At 71.9% G+C, this 22,851-nt stretch carries 14 protein-coding genes; 5 read left to right on the top strand and 9 right to left on the bottom strand.

The annotated features are described in order from the left end of the window. Positions 1-33 precede the first annotated feature (33 nt). Positions 34-1,131 (bottom strand): DegT/DnrJ/EryC1/StrS family aminotransferase, encoded by a 1,098-nt coding sequence (locus HC362_RS20510; RefSeq protein WP_243085484.1) that lies wholly within the window; start codon positions 1,129-1,131, stop codon positions 34-36. Between the two features lie 162 nt (positions 1,132-1,293). Next, entirely contained in the window at positions 1,294-1,917 is a 624-nt protein-coding gene (locus tag HC362_RS20505) for an acyltransferase (protein ID WP_243088726.1), read from the bottom strand. 352 nt (positions 1,918-2,269) lie between these two features. Between HC362_RS20505 and HC362_RS20500 the strand changes: the two genes are divergently transcribed. After that, entirely contained in the window at positions 2,270-4,117 is a 1,848-nt protein-coding gene (locus tag HC362_RS20500) for a hypothetical protein (protein ID WP_243085483.1), read from the top strand. 60 nt (positions 4,118-4,177) lie between these two features. On the opposite strand, the gene HC362_RS20495 is transcribed toward HC362_RS20500, so the two are convergent. Both HC362_RS20495 and HC362_RS20490 read right to left on the bottom strand, forming a co-directional pair. Further along, entirely contained in the window at positions 4,178-4,957 is a 780-nt protein-coding gene (locus tag HC362_RS20495) for a GntR family transcriptional regulator (protein ID WP_243085482.1), read from the bottom strand. Beyond that, positions 4,954-5,496 (bottom strand): UTRA domain-containing protein, encoded by a 543-nt coding sequence (locus HC362_RS20490; RefSeq protein ID WP_243085481.1) that lies wholly within the window; start codon positions 5,494-5,496, stop codon positions 4,954-4,956. Before HC362_RS20490 ends, HC362_RS20495 begins: the two co-directional genes overlap by 4 nt. 150 nt (positions 5,497-5,646) lie before the next feature. Between HC362_RS20490 and HC362_RS20485 the strand changes: the two genes are divergently transcribed. The 3 genes from HC362_RS20485 to HC362_RS20475 are packed head-to-tail and all read left to right on the top strand — an operon-like array spanning position 5,647 to position 7,725. Then, positions 5,647-6,051, top strand: a complete 405-nt coding sequence (locus tag HC362_RS20485) for an ATP-binding protein (protein ID WP_243085480.1) — start codon at positions 5,647-5,649, stop codon at positions 6,049-6,051. Then, on the top strand, positions 6,051-7,175 hold the full coding sequence (locus HC362_RS20480) for an adenosylhomocysteinase (RefSeq protein WP_243088725.1): 1,125 nt from the start codon (positions 6,051-6,053) through the stop codon (positions 7,173-7,175). The genes HC362_RS20485 and HC362_RS20480 overlap by 1 nt, the downstream gene beginning before the upstream one ends. A gap of 7 nt (positions 7,176-7,182) precedes the next feature. Continuing rightward, positions 7,183-7,725, top strand: a complete 543-nt coding sequence (locus HC362_RS20475; protein WP_243085479.1) for an NUDIX domain-containing protein — start codon at positions 7,183-7,185, stop codon at positions 7,723-7,725. Between the two features lie 65 nt (positions 7,726-7,790). Here HC362_RS20475 and HC362_RS20470 read toward each other — a convergent pair whose 3' ends face one another. From HC362_RS20470 to HC362_RS20460, 3 genes are all read right to left on the bottom strand, one after another. Further along, entirely contained in the window at positions 7,791-8,702 is a 912-nt protein-coding gene (locus HC362_RS20470) for a class I SAM-dependent methyltransferase (protein WP_243085478.1), read from the bottom strand. A gap of 138 nt (positions 8,703-8,840) precedes the next feature. Next, positions 8,841-11,024, bottom strand: coding sequence for a hypothetical protein (locus HC362_RS20465; protein WP_243085477.1), 2,184 nt, complete (start codon positions 11,022-11,024; stop codon positions 8,841-8,843). After that, entirely contained in the window at positions 11,024-12,241 is a 1,218-nt protein-coding gene (locus HC362_RS20460; RefSeq protein WP_243085476.1) for an acyltransferase family protein, read from the bottom strand. Before HC362_RS20460 ends, HC362_RS20465 begins: the two co-directional genes overlap by 1 nt. Before the next feature lie 190 nt (positions 12,242-12,431). Between HC362_RS20460 and HC362_RS20455 the strand changes: the two genes are divergently transcribed. Next, the gene (locus HC362_RS20455) at positions 12,432-15,044 is read left to right on the top strand and encodes a glycosyltransferase family 4 protein (protein WP_243085475.1); all 2,613 of its coding nucleotides are present in this window, start codon (positions 12,432-12,434) and stop codon (positions 15,042-15,044) included. Here HC362_RS20455 and HC362_RS20450 read toward each other — a convergent pair. Continuing rightward, entirely contained in the window at positions 14,978-17,227 is a 2,250-nt protein-coding gene (locus HC362_RS20450; RefSeq protein ID WP_243085474.1) for a hypothetical protein, read from the bottom strand. The two genes, HC362_RS20455 and HC362_RS20450, sit on opposite strands and share 67 nt — an antisense overlap. A 251-nt stretch (positions 17,228-17,478) precedes the next feature. Continuing rightward, positions 17,479-22,533, bottom strand: a complete 5,055-nt coding sequence (locus HC362_RS20445; RefSeq protein WP_243085473.1) for an NAD-glutamate dehydrogenase — start codon at positions 22,531-22,533, stop codon at positions 17,479-17,481. Positions 22,534-22,851: the final 318 nt, after the last annotated feature.

The following is a 22,851-nucleotide window of genomic DNA, read 5'->3' as shown; positions in this document are numbered from 1 at the left end:
CCGCGGTACCCGCGGTCGTCTCTCGGGTAGGTGTCATCTGGTCACTCCCGCCTTGCTCGCCGCGCTGTTGGCGGCCGCCACGATCTGATCCAGGTCGCCCGGGGTGAGCGAGGGGTGTACGGGGAGGGAGAGCACCTCGGCAGCGGCCTGGTCGGTGACCGGCAGCTCGGCGCCCAGATGCGCGTAGGGCTTCAGCCGGTGGATCGGCGTCGGGTAGTAGACCGCGCAGCCCACACCGGCCGCCTGCAGCTCGCGCTGCACCGCGTCCCGTACGGCGGCGCCGCCCGGCACCCGCACGGTGTACTGGTGGTAGACGTGCCGGGCGCCGTCGGCCACCTGCGGGGTGATCAGCCCGCCGGTCAGGCCCGCGTCGAGGGCCTTGGCGTTGGTGCGGCGCTGCTGGGTCCACTCCGGCAGCCGTTCGAGCTGCACCCGGCCGATGGCGGCCGCCACGTCCGTCATCCGCATATTGGCGCCGACGAGCTCGTTCTCGTACCGCTGCTCCATGCCCTGGTTGCGCAGCAGGCGCAGGGTGCGGGCGCGTGCCCCGTCGGGCACGACGACCATGCCGCCCTCCAGGGTGTGCATGTTCTTGGTCGGGTAGAAGCTGAAGCACGCCGCGTCCCCGAAGGCGCCAACCGGGTGTCCGTGCAGCGCGGCCGAGTGCGCCTGGCAGGCGTCCTCGACGACGGCCAGCCCGTGCCGCTGCGCGAGCTGGGTCAGCCGGCCCATCGGCGCCGGATGCCCGTACAGGTGCACGGGCATCAGCGCTGCCGTGCGCGGCCCGACGGCCTCGGCCGCCGCGTCCGGATCGAGGCAGAAGGTCTCCGGATCGATCTCGGCGAAGACCGGCTCGGCCCCGGCCAGCCGCACCGCGTTGGCCGTCGCGGCGAACGAGAAGGAGGGGACGACCACCTCGTCGCCAGGGCCGATGCCGAGCGCGAGCAGCGCCAGGTGCAGCGCGGAGGTGCCCGAGTTCACGGCGACGCATGGTCGTCCCTCGACCAGTTCGCCGAACTCCTCCTCGAACGCGGCCACTTCGGGACCCTGCACCACGCGGCCGTCACGCAGCACCCGCACGGCGGCGGCCACCTCGTCGTCCCCGATCACGGGTTTGGCAGCCGGAATCATGTCTTTTCGCAGCCCTTGCATCGGGATGTGCCCTCCGGTTCCCCCGGCAGATTCACCCCTATGTGGTCCCGGATTCGGCCACCCTCTTGCACGATTTACCTACAAATCACCCGTATTGCCTACGAACTCCCTGGAGCAAGGCCCGCGATTCTCTACACAGCGTCACTCCACAGGCGTCATCTCGCGGAGCGTGACGGCGTCGGGGGACGCGGCGGCATCGGAAGCGCCCTCCTCCCGGTACCGCTCGCCCGTCCTCGGGCACTCCCACTCCCCGGCACGCCCCGGCACCGGACGCAGCCGCACCCCCGACCGCCCCACCCAGCCGACACGGCGCGCCGGCACCCCCACGACCAGCCCGAAGTCGGGCACATCGGCCGTCACCACGGCCCCGGCCGCCACCATCGCCCACCGGCCGATCCGCACCGGCGCCACACACACCGACCGCGCGCCGAGCGACGCTCCGTCGGCGACCGTGACCCCCACCGGGTCCCAGTCCCCCGCCCGCTTGAGCGCACCGTCCGGCTCCACGGCGCGCGGCGCCCGGTCGTTGGTCAGTACGACGGCCGGCCCCACGAAGACACCGTCACCCAGCACCGCGGGCTCGTAGACGAGGGCGTGGTTCTGCAGCTTGCAGCGCGCCCCGATCCTCACGCCCGCACCGATGTAGGCGCTGCGGCCCACCACACACTCCGCACCGAGCCGGGCACCCTCGCGCACCTGCGCCAGCTCCCACACGGTGCTGCCGTCACCGACGACGGCCTCCTCGGACACCTGCGCCCCGGGCATCGCCCGGAAGCCGCCACGTGTGTGGTGCGGGGGACGGAAGGAGGAGGCAGGGGTGGGGGTCGGAGTGGCCGGAGTCGGGGTCGGCGGGGCGGGGGTGGCCGGGTTCGGGGTGGCCGGGGTCGGGGACGGGGTGGCGTCGGGGGCAGGCATAAGGGCTCGCTTTCTGCTCCGGTTCCGGTCCGGTGCTCTCCGGTTCCTTCGTGTTCTTGCGCCTTCATTCGCGTTCCGCTCCGGTCATCAGTGCCCCGCCGTGCCCCTCTCCCGACTCCGGCGCTCCGCCAGCCGGGTGAGCGGCCACCCGGCGGCGCGCCGCACCCGAGGGGCCCGGCGGAGCCGGAGGGAAGGTGGCCCCATGTCCAGCTCCGATGAGATCCCCGTCCCCCGGCCTGCCGAGGGGCCGCGGGCCTTCGGCCTGCCCGGCACGCTGGCCCAGCGCTGGAACGCGCTCGCTGTCGCCGCCTGCGGCGCGACGGTCCTCGTCATGGGGTACCGGCACCGCTGGACCAACGACGACGCACTGATCTACACCCGCACCGTTCGGCAGATCCTGGCCGGGAACGGCCCCGTCTACAACGTCGGCGAACGCGCCGAGACCTCCACCGGAACGCTGTGGCAGTGGCTGCTCGCCGCCGGCAGCACCCTCCCCGGAGTGGACGACCCGCTCCGGCTCGCCGTCGCCCTCGGACTGCTGTTCACCGTGGCGGGGTTCGTGCTCGCCCTGGACGGCACCCGCCGGATGATCCGCCTGCGCCGTCCCGCCGGCGCCCTGCTGCCCGTCGGCGTGCTGGTGCTGCTGCCGCTGTGCGCGACCTGGGACTACGCGACCTCGGGACTGGAGACCGGGCTCTCCCTCGGCTATCTGGGCGGCTGCTGGTGGCTGCTGGTCCGGGCCCGCGTGGCTCTCGACCGGGCCGCCGCGCCGCCGCGCGCTTCCAGCGCCGCCACGCCCGCGCAGGCGCTCACGGCCCCCGCACCCGGACGGGCACTCACGGCCACCGCGTTCGCCCTCGGCCTGGGCCCGCTCGTCAGACCGGACCTCGCCCTCGTCAGCGTCGTCTTCCTGGCCGCCCTCTGGCTGATGTGGCGGCCCCCGCTGCGCACCACGCTCGGCTGGGCGGGCGCGGCCGCCGCACTCCCCCTCGGCTACGAGATCTTCCGCGCCGGGTACTACGGCGTGCTCGTACCGCTCCCGGCCATCGCCAAGGAGGCCTCCGGCACCCAGTGGGAATACGGCTGGACCTACCTGGTCAACACCCTCGTCCCGTACGCGCTGTGGGTGCCGCTCGGCCTCCTCGCCGCCTTCGGGCTGCGCGAGGGGGTACGGCGCACCGCCGGCCGGCCCGTGCGGCCGGTGCGCACAGCCGACGCGGCCCTGGTGGCGGCTCCCGTGGTGGCCGGGCTGCTGTCGGCCCTCTTCGTCGTCAAGGTCGGCGGCGACTTCATGCACGGCAGGATGGTGCTGCCCGCACTCTTCCTGGTGCTGCTGCCGGTCTTCCTGCTGCCGTACGCACGCGCTGCGGCGGCCCTGGCCTCAGGGGTGGGCATCTGGGGTCTGGTCTGCCTGCTCGCACTGCGCCCACCGCTGGAGAGCCCCGACGACGGGCGGATCATCTTCGACTCCCACACCGTCTACCAGCAGGCATTGGGCGCACAGCACCCCGTGAGCCAGCAGGACCACCTCGCGGCACCCCGCGACTTCACCCAGGTGACCCGGCGCACCGTCCGGCAGGGCACCCACGCACTGGTGCTGCGGCTGCCCCGCGACGCCGGGTTCCCCCGGGTACGGCTGGCGCCACGGGTCGAGGCACCGGTGGCGGCGGCGGAGGCACGGCTCGGCCTGGCCGGGGCAGCCCTCCCCCTGGACGGGCACGTCGTCGACCTCCTCGGCCTCGGCAACCCGCTGGGCGCCCACACCGAGCCGGTCACCCACACCAAGGCCGGGCACGAGAAGCCGCTCGACCGCGCCTGGGTCCTCGCCGATCTGACGGCACCGGGCACACCGGTCCCCGACGGGGTCGACCCCCGCCATGTCGCGGCCGCCCGGCACGCCCTCACCTGCGGCCCCGTCCCCGAACTGCTCGCCTCCGTCCGCGCCCCGCTCACCCCCGGCCGCTTCTGGTCCAACCTCACCGGCGCCTGGTCCCGCACCCACCTCCGCCTCCCCCCGAACCCGATGGACGCGGAACGCCGCCTCTGCTGAGCGCCGACCAGCCCCCAGGCCCCTCCCCCCCCTGCAGCAGCCCCTCCCTCGAAAAGTCAGTCAGCCGGACGTGAATTCGTACTGCAACTCATAGAGATGGCCGGCCTTCGCCATGACGGTGGCCTCGATGGGGCGGTTCTGATCGCTGTAGACGACGCGCAGCGTGCGCAGCACGGGAAGGCTGCTGGGCAATTGGAGAGCGGTGTATTCCTCCTGCGTGGGGACTCGCGCGGAGACCCGGTCCGCGCTGAGCCGAGGTGGATGTCCGAGCTCGGCGAGGAGGGTGGGTGTGCCGCCCTTGATCTTGCGGCGCTCCATCATCGCGGTCCCGCGGGCGATCTCCAGCGGGTAGTAGGACTTGACCAGTTCCACCGGCTCGTCATCGATCAGCAGCATTTGACGGCGGAGGAGTGCGGTACCGCCCTCGGGGAGTTCGAGTGCCGCGAGCACATCCGCCGGGGGAGTGGCCTCTCCCACTTCCAGTAGCTTGCTTCGCGCCTGCCCGCCGAGCTTCGCCGCCTCGGTGAGCCAGCGGTAGGGCTCTCCGGACTGCGCCGGCGCCATGTAGGTGGCCGGCCGTATGGTCCGCTGCCGGTGCTCGCGGACGGTGACGGCAGCTCCGGGCCGCCCGACCACCAGACGTTCGTCCTTGAGAAGCTGCAGCGCCTTTTGCACGGTCGCGTTGGAGGCCGTGAATCTGGTCTTGAGTTGCGCCGTGGAGGGCAACTTCGAACCTGGAGCCAGGTCCCCGCTCATGATTTCGTCACGCAGGTCAGCGGCGATCCGCTCGTGGAGCGAACGGCGGTCGAGTGCGTCCGGTTCGGGCTTGGGCACGGTCATCCGATCCTGAGTTCGTATCGCAGTCGCTGGCGTTGGGACGGCATCGCCATCACGTCGGCCTGGATCGGCCGATCCTCGTGGTCCAGCGTCACACGTGTCAGCTGCAGAACCGGCTCGCCAACTGCGATCTGCAGCGCTTCCCTTTCTTCCTCGCCGGGCATCCGGGCGATGACATCCTCGCGGGCCCGAACACCTTCGTGCCCGAGCTCGGCGAGCAGCGAAACGGCTCCACCGGGGATCTTGGCCGTCTCGGCAAGGCGGGTTCCGCGGGCGATCTCGGCGGGGTAGTAGGTGTCGGTCAACTCGCACGGCCGGCCGTCGAGATACATGATCCTTCGACGCACGACGACCTCCTGTGCTTCGGAGACCCCCAGCAGCTCCGCCACGTCGGCCGGTGCCGTCACCACTCCGGCATGGACGAGCCGCTGGCTGCCCCGGCGCCCCTCGGCCGCCGTCTGAGCCTGCCACGTGTCGCGCCGTCCCTCCTGGCGCGGCGTCAGGTACGTGGCTGAGGCACTGACCCAAACGCTGTCGCTCACGGCGTCCTCCCGCATTAGCCGACGGTCTCTCGACCTTGCCGCTTTACACGGTAAGCGACTCAGTACCGGTGTCCACCTTCCAGCTATCTTACTGCCTTTCGCGAATAGCGATACAGTCGAGTTGAACCTGCGAGAGGGCGGTGACCACCTGTGTCTTTGTCACAGCAACAACGATTTCCCCGACGACGCGCCTCCGTCGGTGCTGCTCGCGACTTCACCACACGGACCCTTACGGACTGGGGCCTCGACGACTTACAGGACGAGCTACGGCTGTGCGTCTCCGAGCTCGCCACCAACGCCCTGATTCACGGTGCGCCGCCAGGACGTGAGTTCTCCGTACGGCTGGATGTGGATGGCTCATTAGTACGGCTCGAGGTCCGGGACAGCGGCGAAGGGCTCCCTGTGGTCCGCGACCCCGACGCTGATGAGGAGACTGGTCGCGGGCTGCGCCTGGCGATGACCCTCGCGGACGAGTGCGGCGTCATCGAGCACGTCGTGGGCAAGTCCGTATGGCTGAACTTCAAGCTCAGGCGCGAGCTGGAAGGAACCGGATGATGGAGGCCTTCGAACGCGCCCGTCTGGACGCCTTCTTCAGCCGGATCGCCGCACATTTTCGCTCCGAGCAGCGTCCTGCCTCGTTTCTGATCACACACCTGCTGCCGGAGCGTCCGGCGTTCGTGCGGGGTGTGGCGAGCGTGACCGACCTGCGTTCCGTGCTGCCCAAGCCGAAATCCGTACATGCCGAGGCACGGCGTCAGGTCGAGGGCGATGGGTACACCTGCGACAGGCTGACCCGGGAGACGTTCTCCGACACGGACCGCGCCGTGCGGTACGTCGAGGCGCATGCCGCCGGTCGGCCGGTCGTACTGCTCGACGTCGGCGGGTACTTCACTCCGGCTCTCGGCGAGCTGTGCGACCGCTTCTCCGGGCGCATCCTGGGAGTGGTCGAGGACACCGAGAACGGGCACAAGCGGTATGCCGAACTCGACAAATTGCCCTGCCCGGTGGTCTCCGTGGCCCGCTCTCCACTCAAGGACCCCGAAGACTTTCTGGTCGGGCAGTCGGTCGTCTTCTCCACCGAGGCTCTGATGCGCAGCCGCAATGACATCTTGCACGGCCGCACGGCGCTGGTGATCGGCTTCGGCAAGCTCGGCAGCTCCATCGCCCGTCTTCTGCACGCGAAAGGCGTACGGGTGACCGTCTATGACATCGACCCCGTACGCCGTACCCAGGCCCTCTCGCAGGGCTTCACCGTGGCCCGCGATCGCGCGAGCGGGCTTGAGGACGCCGGCCTCGTGCTCTGCGCTACCGGCTCTCTGTCGCTGCGTTGCGAGGACTTTCCGCGCCTGCGCAACGGCGCCTACGTGGCGACCGTGACAAGCAGCGAGGACGAGCTCGGACTCGACGGCTTGACGGACGTCTATGAACGTACGCAGGTCGGCGAGTACATCACCCGATACCTGACGACCGGCCACTACTTCTACTTGCTCAATGACGGCAACGCCGTCAACTTCCTGCACGGCGCCAGCGTGGGACCGTTCATTTTCCTCGTTCAAGCCGAGATCCTGGCTGCTTCCTCCGCCCTCAGCCGCGGGGAGATGAGCCCTGGCATGCACGAGGTCTGCCCGGCCGACCGCGCCGCCATCGCAGCGACGTGGCTCGACTACTTCAACCGCTAGGAGCAACGTGCCGATCACGACCGAGCACATCCGCGAGACCGTTGACGACTACCTCGCCGCCTACCCTGCCGAGAAGGGGCAGCTCGCGCCTGTGCTGAGCCTTCTCGACGCCGGAGCCGACCTCACCTCGAGGAAGGAGTTCCGTGGACACGCCACGGCCGGGGCAGTCCTCGTCGACCCTGCCTACCGCGTACTCCACCTCAGGCATCTGGCCCTCGACCGCTGGCTGCTGCCCGGCGGGCATGTGGAGGGCGGCGACGCCCGGCTTGTCGACACGGCGCAGCGCGAGCTCACCGAAGAGACGGGCATTCCCGCATCTGCCGTTGTCTTGGCTGCGCCGGACCCCCTGCACGTCGACGTACATCGGATTCCAGCGAACGACGGCAAGGGCGAACCCGAGCACCAGCACTTCGACTTCCGGTTCCTCTTCCGTACCTCGGCCGAGGTCGGGGAGCTCCAGAGCGAGGAGGTCACCGCCGCAGCTTGGCGTGACGTCGCCACCATCACGGATGAGACGCTGCGCAACCGGGTCACGCGAGCCCTGCACTGATCAGCCCTCCTGTCTCTCTTTCCTGCCGCACCCCCACCCCCTGCGGCAGGAAAGAGAGACCCCTCTCAGCGGCGGGCGCGGCGTAGGGCGCGGGTCATCAGTGGGGGGAGGAGGTCGGCGGCCAGACGGCGCGCTGCGGCGGCACGGGGGGCGGTCCTCCCGGGCGCGAGGCGCGGGGCCGGGGCGTGCCGGGAGACGGGGAGGCTCGGGGCTGCGGCCTTGCGCGCTCCCACCAGCAGCAGCCGCTGCCCGGCGACCTGCTGCCACTGCAGCCAGCATTTGCCGCGCTCCTTCAGCTCGGCGTGGAGCGCGTCCTGCCAGGGGCGCGGGTCGCCCCAGGTGCCGTAGAACTTGTGGCTGGAGACGCACACCGGCCGCAGTCCGCCCTCCAGCACGGCCTGCCAGGTGGCGCAGGCGACGCCGGGGGTGTGGTCGGAGCGGTAGTCGTCGAGGACGACGATCCCCTCGGGGCCGAGGACGTCCCGCGCCGCCGCGATGTCCCCGCGCACGTGCTCGTACAGATGCGAGGCGTCCACATGGACGAAGCGGCAGCTTCCGTCGGCCACCTCGCCGGGCACCACGGCTGTCGGCGCCTGCACGATCCGCGGCAGCTCGTCGTGGAAGGAGAGGTAGTTGGCCTCGAAGGCGCGCCGGGTGAGCGTCGAGTAGGAGCGCTGCATCTCGCGCTCGTTGGCCTCGTCGGGTGCGGCTTCAGGGTCGTCGAACAGGTCGCAGACGGTGAAGCGCTCCCCCGCCTGCAGGTAGGCCCCCATGAGCACGGCGCTCTTGCCCATGTAGGCGCCCATTTCCAGCAGGTCGCCGTGGTGCCGCAGGTCCCGCTGCCGGCTGAGGAACCAGTCGAAGAGGATGAGGTCCGTCCGGTAGAACCAGCCGGGTACCTCGTCGAAGGTCCCGGGCCGGGGCAGACCGTCGGTCTCGGTGGGGGGAGCCTGACCGGACGTGGCTGTGGTCGTCATGGGGAGGGGATCTCCTTGGGACGGTACGTACGTGGGGGGCCTGGGCCCTGTATAGGGCGCCGGGGCGACCCGTCGCACGCCCCGGCGGCGCCGATCGGCAGAGCTTCGGCGCCCTGCCGTCCGGCAGCCATCCGGCGTTCAGCCCCCGTTCGGAGCCCCGCCTGCCCGGGCCGCCGCGGGGCGGCCGCCGACCGCGGACCACCCGGCGCCGGGACGGTCACTGCGGGGCCGGTCGCCGGGGAGCCGGTCACCACTGTGCGGGACGGTGCCGGGTGAGGCGGTGCCGGGCGGGACGGTTCCGGGCGGGACGGTTCCGGGCGGGACGATGCCGGGCCTGTCGGCCGCGCTGAACCGGTCCGCGCCGGACCACTCGGCACCCGACCGGGTGGCGCACGACCGGTCTGCTGCGAGCCGGTCGGCCAGGGGCGGGCCTGCCGGGGGCGGGCCCGCCGGGTGGCGGTCGTCCGTGCGCCAGTCCTCGCCGAACCAGTCCGCCGCCGGCCAGTCGGCCTGGGAGCGGTCGGAGCCGGGGCGGTCGGAGACGGGCCAGTCCGCCGTCAGCCAGTCGGAGGCGGGCCATTCGGACGTCGGCCATTCAGAAGCGGTTCCCTCGTCCCTCCCCTGCGGCGCCCGGCGCCCGCGCGCCGTCGCGTCCGGCTCCGTCCCCTGCGACGCCGCCGCGCCCGGCGCCGTCGCGTCGTTCGCGTTCCGGCGTCCGCGCAGCCAGCCGGGGAAGGGCGGCTCCACCAGCGGCCACAGCACCTGCCGCACATGGGGAAGCCCCAGCAGCACGGCGAGCGCGCCGGCCAGCACCGTGGTGCCCACCACTGCCAGCAGTCCGCCGGTGAGCACCGCCTCGTACCCGCCGGCCTTCTCGACGGCCTTGACGACGAGCCCGTGCAGCAGGAACGGATAGAGCGCGCACGCGCCCAGCACGGTGTACCCGGTGCGGTGTGCGGGGACGAGCGCGAGGAACGCGGCGACGAGCACGGCGCCGACGGCGAACAGCCCCAGCCGTACGCCCACATACAGCATCGGCCGCAGGCCCAGCTCGTGCGCCCCCGCCTCCATCAGCAGCCACTCGCGGCTCACCCGGGGCGCGGCCCACCAGGCACCGGCCGCGGCGGCGGCCATCACGGGCAGCGCCCATCTGCGCGCGGAGCGGCTCCGCAGCGGGCGCAGATGCTCGGCGCTCAACCGCAGCCCGAGGACGAACCACGGCCAGTACATCAGCAGTCGGGGCAGCGCCAGCTCCTCCCCCAGGTCCGTGAACCCGGCGCCGACGGACACCACAGCCGCGAAGAACACCGGCCAGCGCACGGCACGCCACAGGGGCGCGGTCAGCCGCCAGACGAACAGCGCCGCGAGGAACCAGCACACGAACGCCGGCCGGGTCGGCGAGACGGTGAACGGCCGGTCCCACAAGAGGGTGTCCATCCCCGCGTAGGCCGCCTCGAAGACGAGATAGGGCACCAGGACGTGGCTGAGCAGTCTGCGGAGTTGTTCGGGCCGCCCTGTGAAGCTCCGCGAGAGATGGCCGCACAGCAGCGCGAGCGCGGGGAGGTGGAAGGAGTACAGCAGCAGGGAGGCGGCCTCGACGCCGCGCATCGCGTCGGCGACGGGTGCCCAGTTGTGTCCGAGGACGACGAGGACGACGAGCAGGAACCGCGCGTTGTCGAGGAACGGGTCGCGCGCGCCCGTCCGGCCCAACGCCGAGGCACCCTGGGGCCGCCGCAGCCGCGCCCGTACGCCCGTACGCGCGCCGGTGACCGCCCCAGTGTGTGCTTCGGCGCACGCCTCGGTGCGCGCCCCCGTCGGAGCCTCCGCGCCGGTTCGCGCGGCCTTGCGCCTGCCCCGCGAGCCTGCCGCGTCCGGGTGATCGGGCACTCCCCGCCGGTCTGCCGGGTGCCGGGTGCCCGAGGAAGGCGGCGCGGCAGCGGGCGCGGGAAGCCCGGCGCGGGGCGGGCGCGCACCCGGGGGCGCTTCGGCGGAGCCGCTCGGCTCGCCGAAGCCGCTCGCCCCGGCAAAGTCGCCCGTTTCGGCGAAACCGCTCGCCCCGGCGGAGCCGCTCGCCCCAGCGAGATCGCTCGCCCTGGCATGGCCGCTGTCCGCCGCCGGTGCGCCCACGTCCTTCCCGGCCCCCGAAACCGCGCCGGTTGCCGCAGTGCGGCTTCCGGGCCGGGCGAGGGGCCCCACGGTCGAGACGGTCGGCGCCGAGAAGGTGGCCGCCGTGGGGGTGTCAGGCGCGGCGGAGTCGGCCGTGGAGGGGGCCGCCGCGAAGGGGTCCGTCACATAGGGGTCGGTGAAAGGGTCCCAGGCCATCACGCCGTCCTTGGCTCACTCGTTCCGGGCGAGTTCCCCCGGCGCCGCGGCCGGGTCAGACCCGGCACCGGTGGCTCGATGAGAGGCCGCGCCAGCCGCCGTACGGGCGCGGTCGACAGCAGTACGGCGACGGCGGCTCCGCAGGCCGTCAGCAGGGCCGCGCCGAAGGGGCCCAGCGGGCGCAGCGGCGCATCCCAGCCGTAGGCGTGCGCGGCAGTGGTCAGCAGTCCGTGCAGCAGATACGGGTACAGCGTCACGGCCCCGAGCGCGGTCAGCCACAGGGCGCGCCGGGGGACCAGGGCGAGGAAGGCGCCGGTCATCAGCGCCGTCACCGCGAACAGCCCGAGCCGTACCAGCAGATAGGCCGGGGTGCTCACGCCCAGGTCCGCCTGCCCGTAGCTCATCCACAGCCAGTGCACATCGGTGCCCGGCGCCAGCGCGTACGCCGCCACGCCGCCCGCCACCAGCACCGGCGGGGCGCAGTACCGCAGTACGCGGCTCTCGCGCAGCCGTGCGAAGTGCTCGGGCCGCAGGGCCAGTCCGAGGACGAACCACGGCCAGAACATCAGCACCCGGGGCAGTGCGAGGTCGTCCCCCAGGGTGGAGGTGCCCGCCACCAGTGAGACGAGCACGGCGACCGGCAGCGGCCAGGGGATCACGCGCCACACGGGGGCGGTCAGCCGCCAGACGAAGAGCGCCGCCAGGAACCAGCACACGAACGTCGGTTCGGTCAGCGTGAGCTGGAACGGCTTGCCCCAGGCGACGGCCTCCACCGCCGTGTAGAGCACCTCGAACACCAGATAGGGCGCCAGCACCTTGGTGAGCAGTCCGCGGATCTGCTCGGGCCGCCCGGTGAAACCGCGTGAGAAGTAACCGCTCAGCAGGATGAAGGCAGGCATGTGGAAGGAGGAGATCCACAGGTAGGCGGCCTTGACCGTACGGGAACCCTCGACGAGGCCCATCGGCCAGATGTGGCCGACGACCACGAGCACGATCAGCAGGAATTTGGCGTTGTCGAGAAACGGGTCCCGATCGCCGCGGTATGGCCTGACCAGGCGCGTGTCCCCGTACGCAGGCTCCGCCGCCCGAGCCCTGGCCCCATCGGGAGCCCTGGCCCCATCGGGAGCCCTGGTCTCATCGGGAGCCCTGGTCCCATCGGGCGCGCCGCAGGCCCCGGCGTCGTCCGGGTCGGCTGGGTCGATGATCTTCGGGGCCATTGATCTGACAGTAGGCGCGGCCTGCCCTCATTCGATCGCGGCATGCCGCTGCGGGGGCCGAACGAGGGACATACGAGTGTTAAGAACGCATCCCCTCCCTTTCCACCTCTCAAATAGTCGGAGGAAACGGCTGACTCCGCGCACACAGCGCAGCGCGGAAGCGAGCAGGAAAGAGAAGGGGAAGCCGCGGATGAAGATCGTGTTCCTGCTGGACAACGCCTATGGAATCGGCGGGACGATCAGGTCGACGGTGAACCTCTCAGGGGCGCTTGCCGAGCGGCACGAGGTGGAGGTGGTCAGCCTCCGCCGGTCACGCCATGAACCCGCACTCACCTTCGACCCCCGCGTCACCCTCACCTCGCTCATCGATCTGCGCCCCTCCTCTCCCCGCTACGACGGGGACGACCCGGCCTACCGCCTGCGCAGCGAGCGGTTCACCGAGGGCGGCGACCACTTCGAGCGCGGCATCTCCACGCGCCTGGGCGATCTGCGGGTCAAGGAGTTGCTGGAGAATCTGGAGGCGGACGTCGTCATCGGCACCCGGCCGAAGATCAACGACTATCTCGCCGCGTACGGCACCGACCGCTATGTGCGCATCGGCCAGGAGCATCTCACCCACGCGATGCACAGCGACCACATCCGCACCCACCAGGACGCCGCTCTCGCCCACCTGGACGCGTTCGTCACCGTCTCGTACGCGGACGCCGCCGACTACCGCGCGGCACTTCCCGGAGTGCGGACCGAGATCGTCTGTGTGCCCAACGCGGTACCGGTGCCGCACGTGGAGCCCTCCGACGGGCAGTCGAAGCTCGTCGTCGCCGCGGGCCGGCTCATCAAGGTCAAGCGGTACGACCGGCTGCTGCGCGCCTTCGCGCTCGTCGCGGACAAGCACCCGGACTGGTCGCTGCGGCTGTACGGGCGGGGTCCGCAGCAAGAAGCGCTGCGTGCCGCCCTCGACGAACTCGGCCTGCACGACCGCGCGTTCCTGATGGGCGCCCACTCGCCCATCGAGACGGAGTGGGCCAAAGGCGCCGTCGCGGCCGTCTCCTCGGACGCGGAGTCGTTCGGTATGACCCTGGTGGAAGCCATGCACTGCGGGGTCCCGGTGGTCAGCACCGACTGCCCGTACGGTCCGGGTGAGATCATCGCCAACGGCGTGGAAGGGCTGCTCGCCCCGCTCGGCGAGAGCGAGGAGATGACCGTACGCGCCTACGCCGACGCCCTCCTGCACCTGGTCGAGGACCCGGCACTCCGCTCCCGGATGAGCGAGGCCGCGCTGCGCAAGGCGGCCCGCTACAGCCCGGAGCGCATCGCGGGCGAGTACGAGGAGCTGATGACCCGCCTGCTGGCGGGCCGCCCGGGCGCCGGTGCGGCCGCTGCCCCGTCCGGCACGGGACCGCGTACGGGCACGGGCACGGAGTCGCGTACGGGGACGAGTCCGGACCCGCGCCGGAGCAGGCGCGTACCGGACGGGAGCGGCGCACAGGACCCGCCGAGCGCCCCGGACGCACGGAGCCCGCACGCCGGGCGAAACACGCGCGCCGAGTCGAACACACCGGACGAGCCGAGCGTCCAGGTCTCCCGGCCCAAGCCGGCCGCCCGGCGTACGCGGCTTGAACGGGCGGCGCGCCGTCTGGTGCCGAGCGCGCTCCGGCCCGCCCTGCGCCCCCTCGCGCGCGCCGTACGGGGAAACGGGTCCACCCGGCAGAAGAGCGCTGCCAAGGGGCTGCGGCGCCCGGTGGCCCACGTACGGGCCGAGGGGGACGGGACGCTGCTGGTACGGCTGCGCGCCGACTCCCTCCCCAGGTCGGCCGCGGTACTGCTGTTGCGGCCCCGGCACCACGACGGCGACACACCGGTACGCGTTCCGCTGCCGCCCCTCAGTCAAGCGGACGGGGACGGCTGGGTCGCACTCCGGCTGACCCGCGAGGAGGTGCACCTGTTCGAGGCGCGGTGGGACGTCTTCGTCGAGCGGGTCTCGGACGGCCGGAGCAAGCGGGTCAAGGCGCTCATGGTGGAGACGGCACGGCTGCTCTCCCTGCCCGCGCCGCTCGCCCAGGACGGCACGCTCCAGCCGTGGATTCCGTACGCCACCGCCGACGGCTGGCTCGCGCTGCGCAGCTGGTGCCGCGCCCGGCACGCGGAGGTCACCTCGATCGAGCTGGGCGAACACGGCTTTGAGCTCTCGGCGAGGCTCTACGGACAGCCCCCGGGCCCGGCGCTGTCGCGGCGTACCGTTGAGCTCTCCGGGGGCCCGGTGCTGATGGCGGTGCCGCGCGACAACCCGGGCCAGGCCTTCGAGTTCCCCGGCCGCCGGAGCACCGGGGACGAGGGCGCCACGGTGCGCCTGGAGCTGCCCTTCGAGCTGCCTGCCGCGTTCGCCGACGGCTCCCCCGAGGGCGTATGGGACCTGTGGCTGCGCCCGGGTCTGGGCCCCGAACGAGTACGGCTGGGCAGGCTGCTGGGCGATCTCGCGGACCGCAAGAAGACGGACGTCGTCCCGCGCGTCCGGCTGGAGGGGACCGACCTGGCCGTCCAGCTGTACTTCTCGCTCAACAACAACCTCGTCCTGGCGCTGAAGACCCTCGCCCCGCACGCGGCGCCACAGCGGGAGCCGGAATGTGCGTCGGCGTCAACGTCAGCATCGGCTCCGGCTCCGGCTCCGGCGACGCAGCTGGTGGCGGACGGGCGGGAGCCGGCCGCTGAAGGCCCCGTCGCCGCTGACGCGCAGCACCCTCAGCGCCGCTCGTCCTCCCCCAACGCTTCCCCCAATGCCTCCCCCAGTGCCTCGGCCGGCGCCTGATCCGGCGTCGATGTCGGCGCCGCCGCCTGATCCGGCTCCGGCATCGTCACCGGCGCCGGCGTCAGGGCCGGCTCCGGCATCGCGTCCGGCTCCGGCATCGCGTCCGGCTCCCCCCTAGGATCCCGCTCCCGCTCGCGCCGCTCCGCCCGGGAGTCGGCCGGCCGAAAGCGCTGTGCCCTCGCCTCGGCCGCCCGCACCAGCTCGCGCACCGCGCGGTTGAAGCGGACGATCGAGGGCGGCTCGGCCGGACCGAGCAGCCGGACCTTCAGCGCGGCGCGCGCCGCAGCCAGCGTGTCCTCCTCCGGATGGCGCACGGAGCGCAGCAGTTGGGGAATGCCCGAGCCGTCGGGGCCGAGGATGGTGGCGGCGCGGACGGTGGGGCAGGCGGCGCGGAAGCTGTCGTCGTCCGTGCCGCTGGTGTTGGCGACGGCGTAGGGCTTCTCGCTGCTGAGGTAGTCGGAGACGACGGACGAGACGTCCGAGACCAGGACGTCCGCCTCGTTGAAGCAGCTGAACAGCCCCGGGCGCGGGCCCACCACGACCTGGTGGCGCCCGCCGGGCTGCGCCGCCCAGTAGGCCTCCTCCCACGCCCGGATCGCCTCGTCCACCGCCCGGGCACGGCCCGGCTCGGGCGCCGACTGGCGCAGCATCCGCTCCACCTCGTCGGCGCGCCGCCCGAAGTCGGCGCGGGTGAGCGACCGCACCTCGCGTGCCGCCTCCTCCAGCGCGGCGACGGCCTCCCGGTCCGGTTCGGTGTCGCCCCGCCGCGCGTTGGCCTCCTCGACCAGCGCACGGATACGCCGGTCGGCGGCTCCGGCGCGCGGGTCGATGGTGCCGGTCATCGGGTGCGGCTTGTACAGCAGCCGCACCTTCGGGTCGGCGAGCAGTGCCTTGACGATGTTCTCGCCCGCCACCCCCACGGAGGTGTTCCCCGGGTCGTCGGTGAAGCCTTCCCAGGTGGGCGCGTAGAGAACGGTCAGATATCCGGCGCGGTTGCCCACCGGGCGGGCACCGGCCGGTTCGATGGGGGCGAGCTGGGGGCGGCCGACCTCCACCACGTCCTTGTCGTCCACCCCGACCTCGGCCAGCTGGTAGCGCTCGCGTGCGGCCTGACCGGCGACCCAGACCTGGTCGTAGGCCTTGGCGTAGGGATTGCAGGAGGAGAGCTTGTCGGACTCGCCGTGGTTGATGAACGCGTGCTTGAGGGTCGGGATGCGCAGCACCTGCGCGGTCTTGCCCGAGTTGGCCGGGTGCAGCAGCACCTTGAGCGTGGAGTGCTCCAGCCGCAACAGATGGGCGACCTTGGGGATGCAGACGATGGGGATGTCGGTGGCATCGATCTTCTGCACCATGAACCGCTCACGCAGCACGATCACCGGCCGCCCGTCCAGCTGGGCCAGCGTGCTCAGCCACATGTTCGCCTGATACGCGGAGGACGCACCGCCGGAGAAGTACATCCCGACGGTCGGCCGGTACTCGGCCAGCCAGCCGTCCAGCCAGGCAAGCACCTCCTCCTCCCCCGCGATCCGTTTGCCGGGCAGCAGCCAGGTGGCCAGCCACCCGGTCCCGGCCAGCACCCCGGCACCGCAGCACCAGGCGACGGCCGGCGCCCACCCCAGGTCGCCCGTGAGGGCCGAAGCGCACATGGCAGCGGTCGTCAGCGTGGAGACCGCCATCGGCCGCAGCGCAGCGCGCTGGGCGAACAGGGCGGGCGGCGAGGGGGACAGGCGCAGGGCCGAGGCGTCGACGTTCCGGGTGACGACCGGCAGCAGTCGCCTGGTGTACACCGCGCCGGCGACCGACTGGCACAGGAAGTGCGCCGTCCAGCACAGCAGCACGCCGCCCAGCAGCAGCGCTCCCGTCCCGCCCGGGGGCAGCACCTCCAGCCTGGCCAGTCCGCCCAGCAGCAGCGCGTCCCGCAGCAGCTGCCGTGCGGGCGGGGTGAACTGGGCCCGGCGCAGCTCCCACGCCATCCGCCCCGCGCGGAAGGCCAGCAGCGTCTCGGTCACCAGGCCGAGCGCTGCGCCTGCGACGACGAGGAGCGCGTGGCGGTCCGCGATGCCCAGCACCTGGAGCAGGTAGCCGGCCGCGAGCAGCAGCAACGCGCCGGCCGCACTGGTCCGGGAGCGGACCAGTGCGGCACGGCGTTGACGCCCCAACACGTCGTCCACCAGCGCACCCACCCTTTGACGGTAGGCAGCACCTCGGCGGCACGTCACGCCGCCGAGGTCCAAACGTGCGACCAGCACCGCTGGGGCCGGTGCAGTCAGCCGCCTGCGGCTACGTCGTGGCTGTGGGGGCACCTCCCGGCCGAAGGCTGGGGGAGCCGTTCCCCGCGCCCCTGACCGGGCACACCTCCTGCGCTTGGGAGGTCTGCGCCAGAGGCGCAGGGCTGGCAAGCGCAGCCCCCATGCCGGGCACCCGGAATGAGGCCTCAGCGGTTGCTGCGCAGCAAGGTGCGCATCGTCCGCATGGCCACCGACAGGTTCGCCAGGTCGAACGTTTCCGACGCCTGGATCTCGTCCAAGGTGGCCCGGGCGCGGATGAGGATCGCGTGGTTCTTCTCCTCCCACGCCTGGTACCGCTGCTCCGCCGTCGCCCCGCCGTCTGCCGCCGCCAGCACATCGGCCGTCAGCAGCTGATGCGCCGCGTACAGGTCCTCACGGATGGACGAGCGGGCCATGGACTGCCACCGGTCGGCGCGCGGCAGCTCGCTGACGCGCCCCTGCAGCTGGGTGATGCCCAGCCGGTCGGACAGATCGAAGTAGACCTCGGCGACATCCATCAGGTCCTTGTCCGTACGGCCTGCGACGGCCACCACGTCCAGCGCGGAGAACGCCGCCGCCGATCCCGCGATACGCAGCGCCAGGTCCGCCGGGACACCGGCGCCCGAGAGCTTGTCGTAGACCCGCTGGTGCCACTTGAGGTCGTCGCCCTTGAGCAGCTTGGGCAGCTGGGCCCAGACCTCCTCGACCCGGTCGGAGAACAGCTCGATGGTGTCGGCCAGCGCCAGCGGCTGCGGGCGGTTGTTGAGCAGCCAGCGCGTGCCGCGCTCGACGAGCTGCCGGGAGCGCAGCCGGATGTCGGTGAGGACTCCCGCCGCGACCTTGTTGTCCAGCGACTCGGCCTCGTCCCAGATGTCGCCGAGCCGGAAGATGGCGCGTGCGGCGGTGTGGGCCCGCACGATCTCCTCCGTGGAAGCGCCCGACTCCTCCTTCATCCGGTGCACGAAGGTCGAACCGGAAGTGTTGACCGTGTCGTTGACCAGCAGCGTGGTGATGATCTCGCGGCGCAGCGCGTGGCCCGCGATCTGCTGGCCGAACCGCTCGCGCAGCGCCTTGGGGAAGTAGGCGTACAGCAGCCGTTCCAGGTACGGGTCGTCCGGCAGCGAGGTGGTGATCAGCTCGCCGGTGATGTTGATCTTCGTGTACGCCAGCATCACGGCGATCTCCGGCTGGGTCAGCCCCTGGCCGTTGCCGCGCCGCTCCCGGATCTGCCGGTCCGAGGGCAGGAACTCCAGCGCCCGGTCGAGCTTGCCCTCCTTGGCGAGCCTGCGCATCTGCCGCTGGCTGGCCAGCAGCAGACTGGGGGCCTGCGCGAGCGAGTTGGCCAGCGCCGCGTTCTGCGCGTAGTTGTTGCGCAGCACCAGCTCGCCGACCTCGTCGGTCATCTCGGCCAGCAGCGCGTTGCGCTGCTTGACCGTCATGTCGCCGTCGGCCACCACGGAGTTCAGCAGGATCTTGATGTTCACCTCGTGGTCGGAGGTGTCCACACCGGCGCTGTTGTCGATCGCGTCGGTGTTGATCCGGCCGCCGTTCGAGGCGAACTCGATCCGGCCGAGCTGGGTGCAGCCCAGGTTGCCGCCCTCGCCCACGACCTTGACCCGCAGGTCCTGGCCATCCACCCGGATCGCGTCGTTGGCCTTGTCGCCGACGTCCGCGTCGCTCTCCGTCGACGCCTTGACGTAGGTGCCGATGCCGCCGTTCCACAGCAGGTCGACCGGGGCGCTCAGGATGGCCCGCATCAGCTCGGCGGGGGTCATCTTGGTGACGCCCGACTCGATGCCCAGCGCCTCACGCACCTGCGGTGTGATCGGCACCGACTTGGCGCTGCGCGGGTGGATGCCGCCACCGGCCGAGATCAGCTTGGCGTCGTAGTCCGCCCAGGAGGAGCGGGGCAGCTCGAACAGCCGGCGGCGCTCCGCGTAGGAGGTGGCCGCGTCCGGGTCGGGGTCCAGGAAGATGTGCCGGTGGTCGAAGGCGGCCACCAGCCGGATGTGCTCGGACAGCAGCATGCCGTTGCCGAACACGTCGCCGGACATGTCACCGACGCCGACCACGGTGAAGTCCTCGGTCTGGGTGTCGTGGCCCAGCTCCCGGAAGTGCCGCTTGACGGACTCCCAGGCGCCGCGCGCGGTGATGCCCATGCCCTTGTGGTCGTAGCCGGCCGAACCGCCGGAGGCGAAGGCGTCGCCCAGCCAGTAGCCGTAGGAGACGGCGACCTCGTTGGCGATGTCGGAGAAGGTGGCGGTGCCCTTGTCGGCGGCGACGACGAGGTAGGTGTCGTCCTCGTCGTGCCGCACCACGTCCTTGGGGTGCTCGACCTCGCCGGAGACGAGGTTGTCGGTGACGTCCAGCAGGCCGGAGATGAACGTCTTGTAGCAGGCGATGCCCTCGGCCAGCCAGGCGTCGCGGTTGCCGGCCGGGTCGGGCAGCTGCTTGCCGACGAACCCGCCCTTGGCGCCCACCGGGACGATGACGGTGTTCTTGACCTCCTGCGCCTTGACCAGGCCCAGGATCTCGGTGCGGAAGTCCTCGCGCCGGTCGGACCAGCGCAGACCACCGCGCGCCACCTTGCCGAACCGCAGGTGGACGCCCTCGACCCGGGGCGAGTACACCCAGATCTCGTACTTGGGGCGCGGCGCCGGCAGGTCCGGGATGGCCTGCGGGTCCAGCTTCATCGAGACATAGGTGTGCGGTTCGCCGTCCGCGTCACGCTGGAAGTAGTTGGTGCGCAGGGTGGCGTTGATGACGGTGAGGAAGGAGCGGAGGATGCGGTCCTCGTCCAGGCTCGCCACCTGGTCCAGCGCCCCGTTCAGCTCCTCCAGGATGCCGTCCGTCAGCTCGTGCCCCGCCCACCTGCGCGCCGGGTCCAGCCGGGCCTCGAACAGGTTGACCAGCAGCCGCGTGGTGTGCACGTTCCCGCGCAGCGTCTCCTCGATGTAGGACTGGCTGAACGGAGCACCCGCCTGCCGCAGGTACTTCGCGTAGGCGCGCAGCACCATCGCCTGCCGCCAGGTCAGCCCGGCGGAGAGCACCAGCGCGTTCAGGCCGTCGTTCTCCGCGCGCCCGGTCCACACCGCGGCGAACGCCTCCTGGAAGCGCTCCCGCGTCTCCTCCTCCAGGCCGCGCTGGCCGTCCGGCATCCGCAGCCCGAAGTCGTAGATCCAGGCGTGCGAACGGTCGGTGCAGCGCAGCTCGTACGGCCGCTCGTCCACCACCTCGACGCCCATCGCCTGCAGCCCCGGCAGCACGGCCGAGAGCGAGACCGGGCTGCCGGTCCGGTACATCTTGAACCGGCGCTCGCCGGGGCCCGCGCCGACCGGCTCGTACAGGCTCAGCGAGAAGTCGTTCTCCTCGCCGCCCCGCACCAGCTGCTCCAGGTGCTGGAGGTCGGCGACGGCGGCGCGCGGCGGGAAGTCGGCCTTGTAGCCCTCGGGGAAGGCGCGCGCGTACTTCTGCGAGAGCTCCGCGGCCTTCTCCTCGCCGCACTCGGCGATCAGCGCCTCGTTGAAGCCGTCCGCCCACGAGCGCGCCGCCTCGGCCAGCCGGGACTCGATCCGCTCGACCTCGGCGTCCGTCAGCTCCGCGAGCTCGGCACCGGGGTGCACCCGGATGACGAAGTGCAGCCGGGAGAGCACCGACTCGGTGTTCCACGCGGTGAAGTCGACGCTGGTCCCGCCCAGCTCCTCGGTGAGGATCTCGGTCAGCCGCAGCCGCACCGCGGTCGTGTAGCGGTCGCGGGGCAGGTAGACCAGCGCCGAGTAGTACCGCCCGTACTCCTCCTTGCGCAGGAAGAGCCGCAGCTTGCGGCGCTCCTGGAGGTAGAGCACGGAGGTGACGATCGCCCGCAGCTCCTCGACCGAGGTCTGGAACAGCTCGTCGCGCGGGTAGGTCTCCAGAATCTGCAGCAGGTCACGCCCGGCGTGGCTGTCGGGCGTGAAGCCCGCGCTCTCCAGCACGTCGGCGACCTTGCGCCGCACGACCGGGACCCGGCGCACCGACTCGGTGTAGGCGGCCGACGAGAACAGGCCCAGGAAGCGGCGCTCCCCGATGACGTTCCCCGCCTCGTCGAACTTCTTGACGCCGACGTAGTCCAGGTACGAGGAGCGGTGCACGGTCGCGCGGCTGTTCGCCTTGGTGAGCACCAGCAGCCGGTGCTCGCGCGCCTTGGCCCGCGCGTCGGCGGGCAGCCGGTTGAAGGACGGCGAGACCGGGTGGCTCTCCTCCGTGGTGCGCTGCGGGTCGGCGCGCAGGATGCCCAGGCCCGTGCCGGGCAGCGGGGCGAGGCTCAGCTCCTCGCCTCCCTCACCGCCGTCGCCGCCCTCGCGCCCGCCCGCGACGTCCAGCTCGTACTCGCGGTAGCCGAGGAAGGTGAAGTGGTCGTCGGCCAGCCAGCGCAGCAGCTCCCTGGCCTCCTCGATCTCCTCCTGCGGGAGCTCGTCGGTGGGCTCGCCGGGCAGCTCGTCGGCGATCCGGAGGGCCGCGCCGCGCATCTTCTGCCAGTCCTCGACGGCCTCCCGCACATCGGAGAGGATGCGGCGCAGGTCGGCGGCGATCTGCTTGAGGTCCTCGCGGTCGGTCTCGCGGTCGATCTCCACATGGATCCAGGACTCGACCACCGCGTCGTGCGGCAGCTCGCCCTCCGCGACCTTCCGGCCCTTGCCCTTCTTCCTGCCCATGGGCTTCTCGGTCCCGGTGGCCCGGGTGTCCGGCAGCCGGGTGTCCGGCATCTGCGCGATGTCGTCCCGGCCGACGGAGAGCACCTCCAGCAGCTTCCCGGCCAGATCCCGGCGGACCACCATCTGCGGGTGGATCACCACATGGATACCGCGGCCCTGCCGGGAGAGCTCGTTGGTGACCGAGTCGACCAGGAACGGCATGTCGTCGGTGACGATCTCGACCACCGAGTGCGTGCACGACCAGCCGTTCTCGTCGATCGACGGCGAGTAGACGCGCACATCGGCCGTGCCCTGCGGCCGCTCCTCGGCGAGACGGTAGTGGGCGAGTGCGCCGCCGAGGATGTCGACCGGGTCGCGGTCGGCGAGGTCCTCCGGCGCCGTGTGCAGGTAGTACCGCTGGAGATACGCGCCAAGGGCGTCGTCGCGGGGCCCCTGGACCGGGTGACGTCCCTGGGCCGGGCTTTGATCGGCCACCCGAGCGGCTTCCGCCAGCCGCTCGGCTTTTGCTTCATCCAGCTTGCTCTGCATGTCCTCTGGCTCCTGTCGCGCGCCGTTGCGTGACGTCGGGAAAATGAAGGCACGGCACCGGAATGGCGCGGGGTGTCGGCTCGGGTCCGCCGCTGTGCCGGGAGAGACGACCAGCGGCGCCCCGCCCGCGGTCCTGCGGGGGGCGCTGTACGGAGGGGCGCCCGAGGGCGGATCCTCCGGTGGATATCGCGCTGATCACGTAGGTAAGGCTATCGCCCATGGGCACCGGCGCGTCATGGGCCTCATTTGTACAGAAAGCGAGCGCACCTAGATCATCTTCGCCGATCCGGCCAGTCGGGGAAGGGCCGGGGAAACTCT

Source organism: Streptomyces sp. 891-h (assembly GCF_022760275.1).
In the GTDB taxonomy this organism is placed as follows: domain Bacteria; phylum Actinomycetota; class Actinomycetes; order Streptomycetales; family Streptomycetaceae; genus Streptomyces; species Streptomyces spirodelae.
This window is presented reverse-complemented; position numbering and strand designations above follow the sequence as displayed.

What these genes read in the sequence shown, in the direction of transcription:
- HC362_RS20510 (WP_243085484.1), bottom strand. Translation starts at nt 1,131, where the DNA reads ATGATTCCGGCTGCCAAACCCGTGATCGGGGACGACGAGGTGGCCGCC.
- HC362_RS20505 (WP_243088726.1), bottom strand. Translation starts at nt 1,917, where the DNA reads ATGCCCGGGGCGCAGGTGTCCGAGGAGGCCGTCGTCGGTGACGGCAGC.
- HC362_RS20500 (WP_243085483.1), top strand. Translation starts at nt 2,270, where the DNA reads ATGTCCAGCTCCGATGAGATCCCCGTCCCCCGGCCTGCCGAGGGGCCG.
- HC362_RS20495 (WP_243085482.1), bottom strand. Translation starts at nt 4,957, where the DNA reads ATGACCGTGCCCAAGCCCGAACCGGACGCACTCGACCGCCGTTCGCTC.
- HC362_RS20480 (WP_243088725.1), top strand. Translation starts at nt 6,051, where the DNA reads ATGGAGGCCTTCGAACGCGCCCGTCTGGACGCCTTCTTCAGCCGGATC.
- HC362_RS20470 (WP_243085478.1), bottom strand. Translation starts at nt 8,702, where the DNA reads ATGACGACCACAGCCACGTCCGGTCAGGCTCCCCCCACCGAGACCGAC.
- HC362_RS20465 (WP_243085477.1), bottom strand. Translation starts at nt 11,024, where the DNA reads ATGGCCTGGGACCCTTTCACCGACCCCTATGTGACGGACCCCTTCGCG.
- HC362_RS20460 (WP_243085476.1), bottom strand. Translation starts at nt 12,241, where the DNA reads ATGGCCCCGAAGATCATCGACCCAGCCGACCCGGACGACGCCGGGGCC.
- HC362_RS20455 (WP_243085475.1), top strand. Translation starts at nt 12,432, where the DNA reads ATGAAGATCGTGTTCCTGCTGGACAACGCCTATGGAATCGGCGGGACG.
- HC362_RS20445 (WP_243085473.1), bottom strand. Translation starts at nt 22,533, where the DNA reads ATGCAGAGCAAGCTGGATGAAGCAAAAGCCGAGCGGCTGGCGGAAGCC.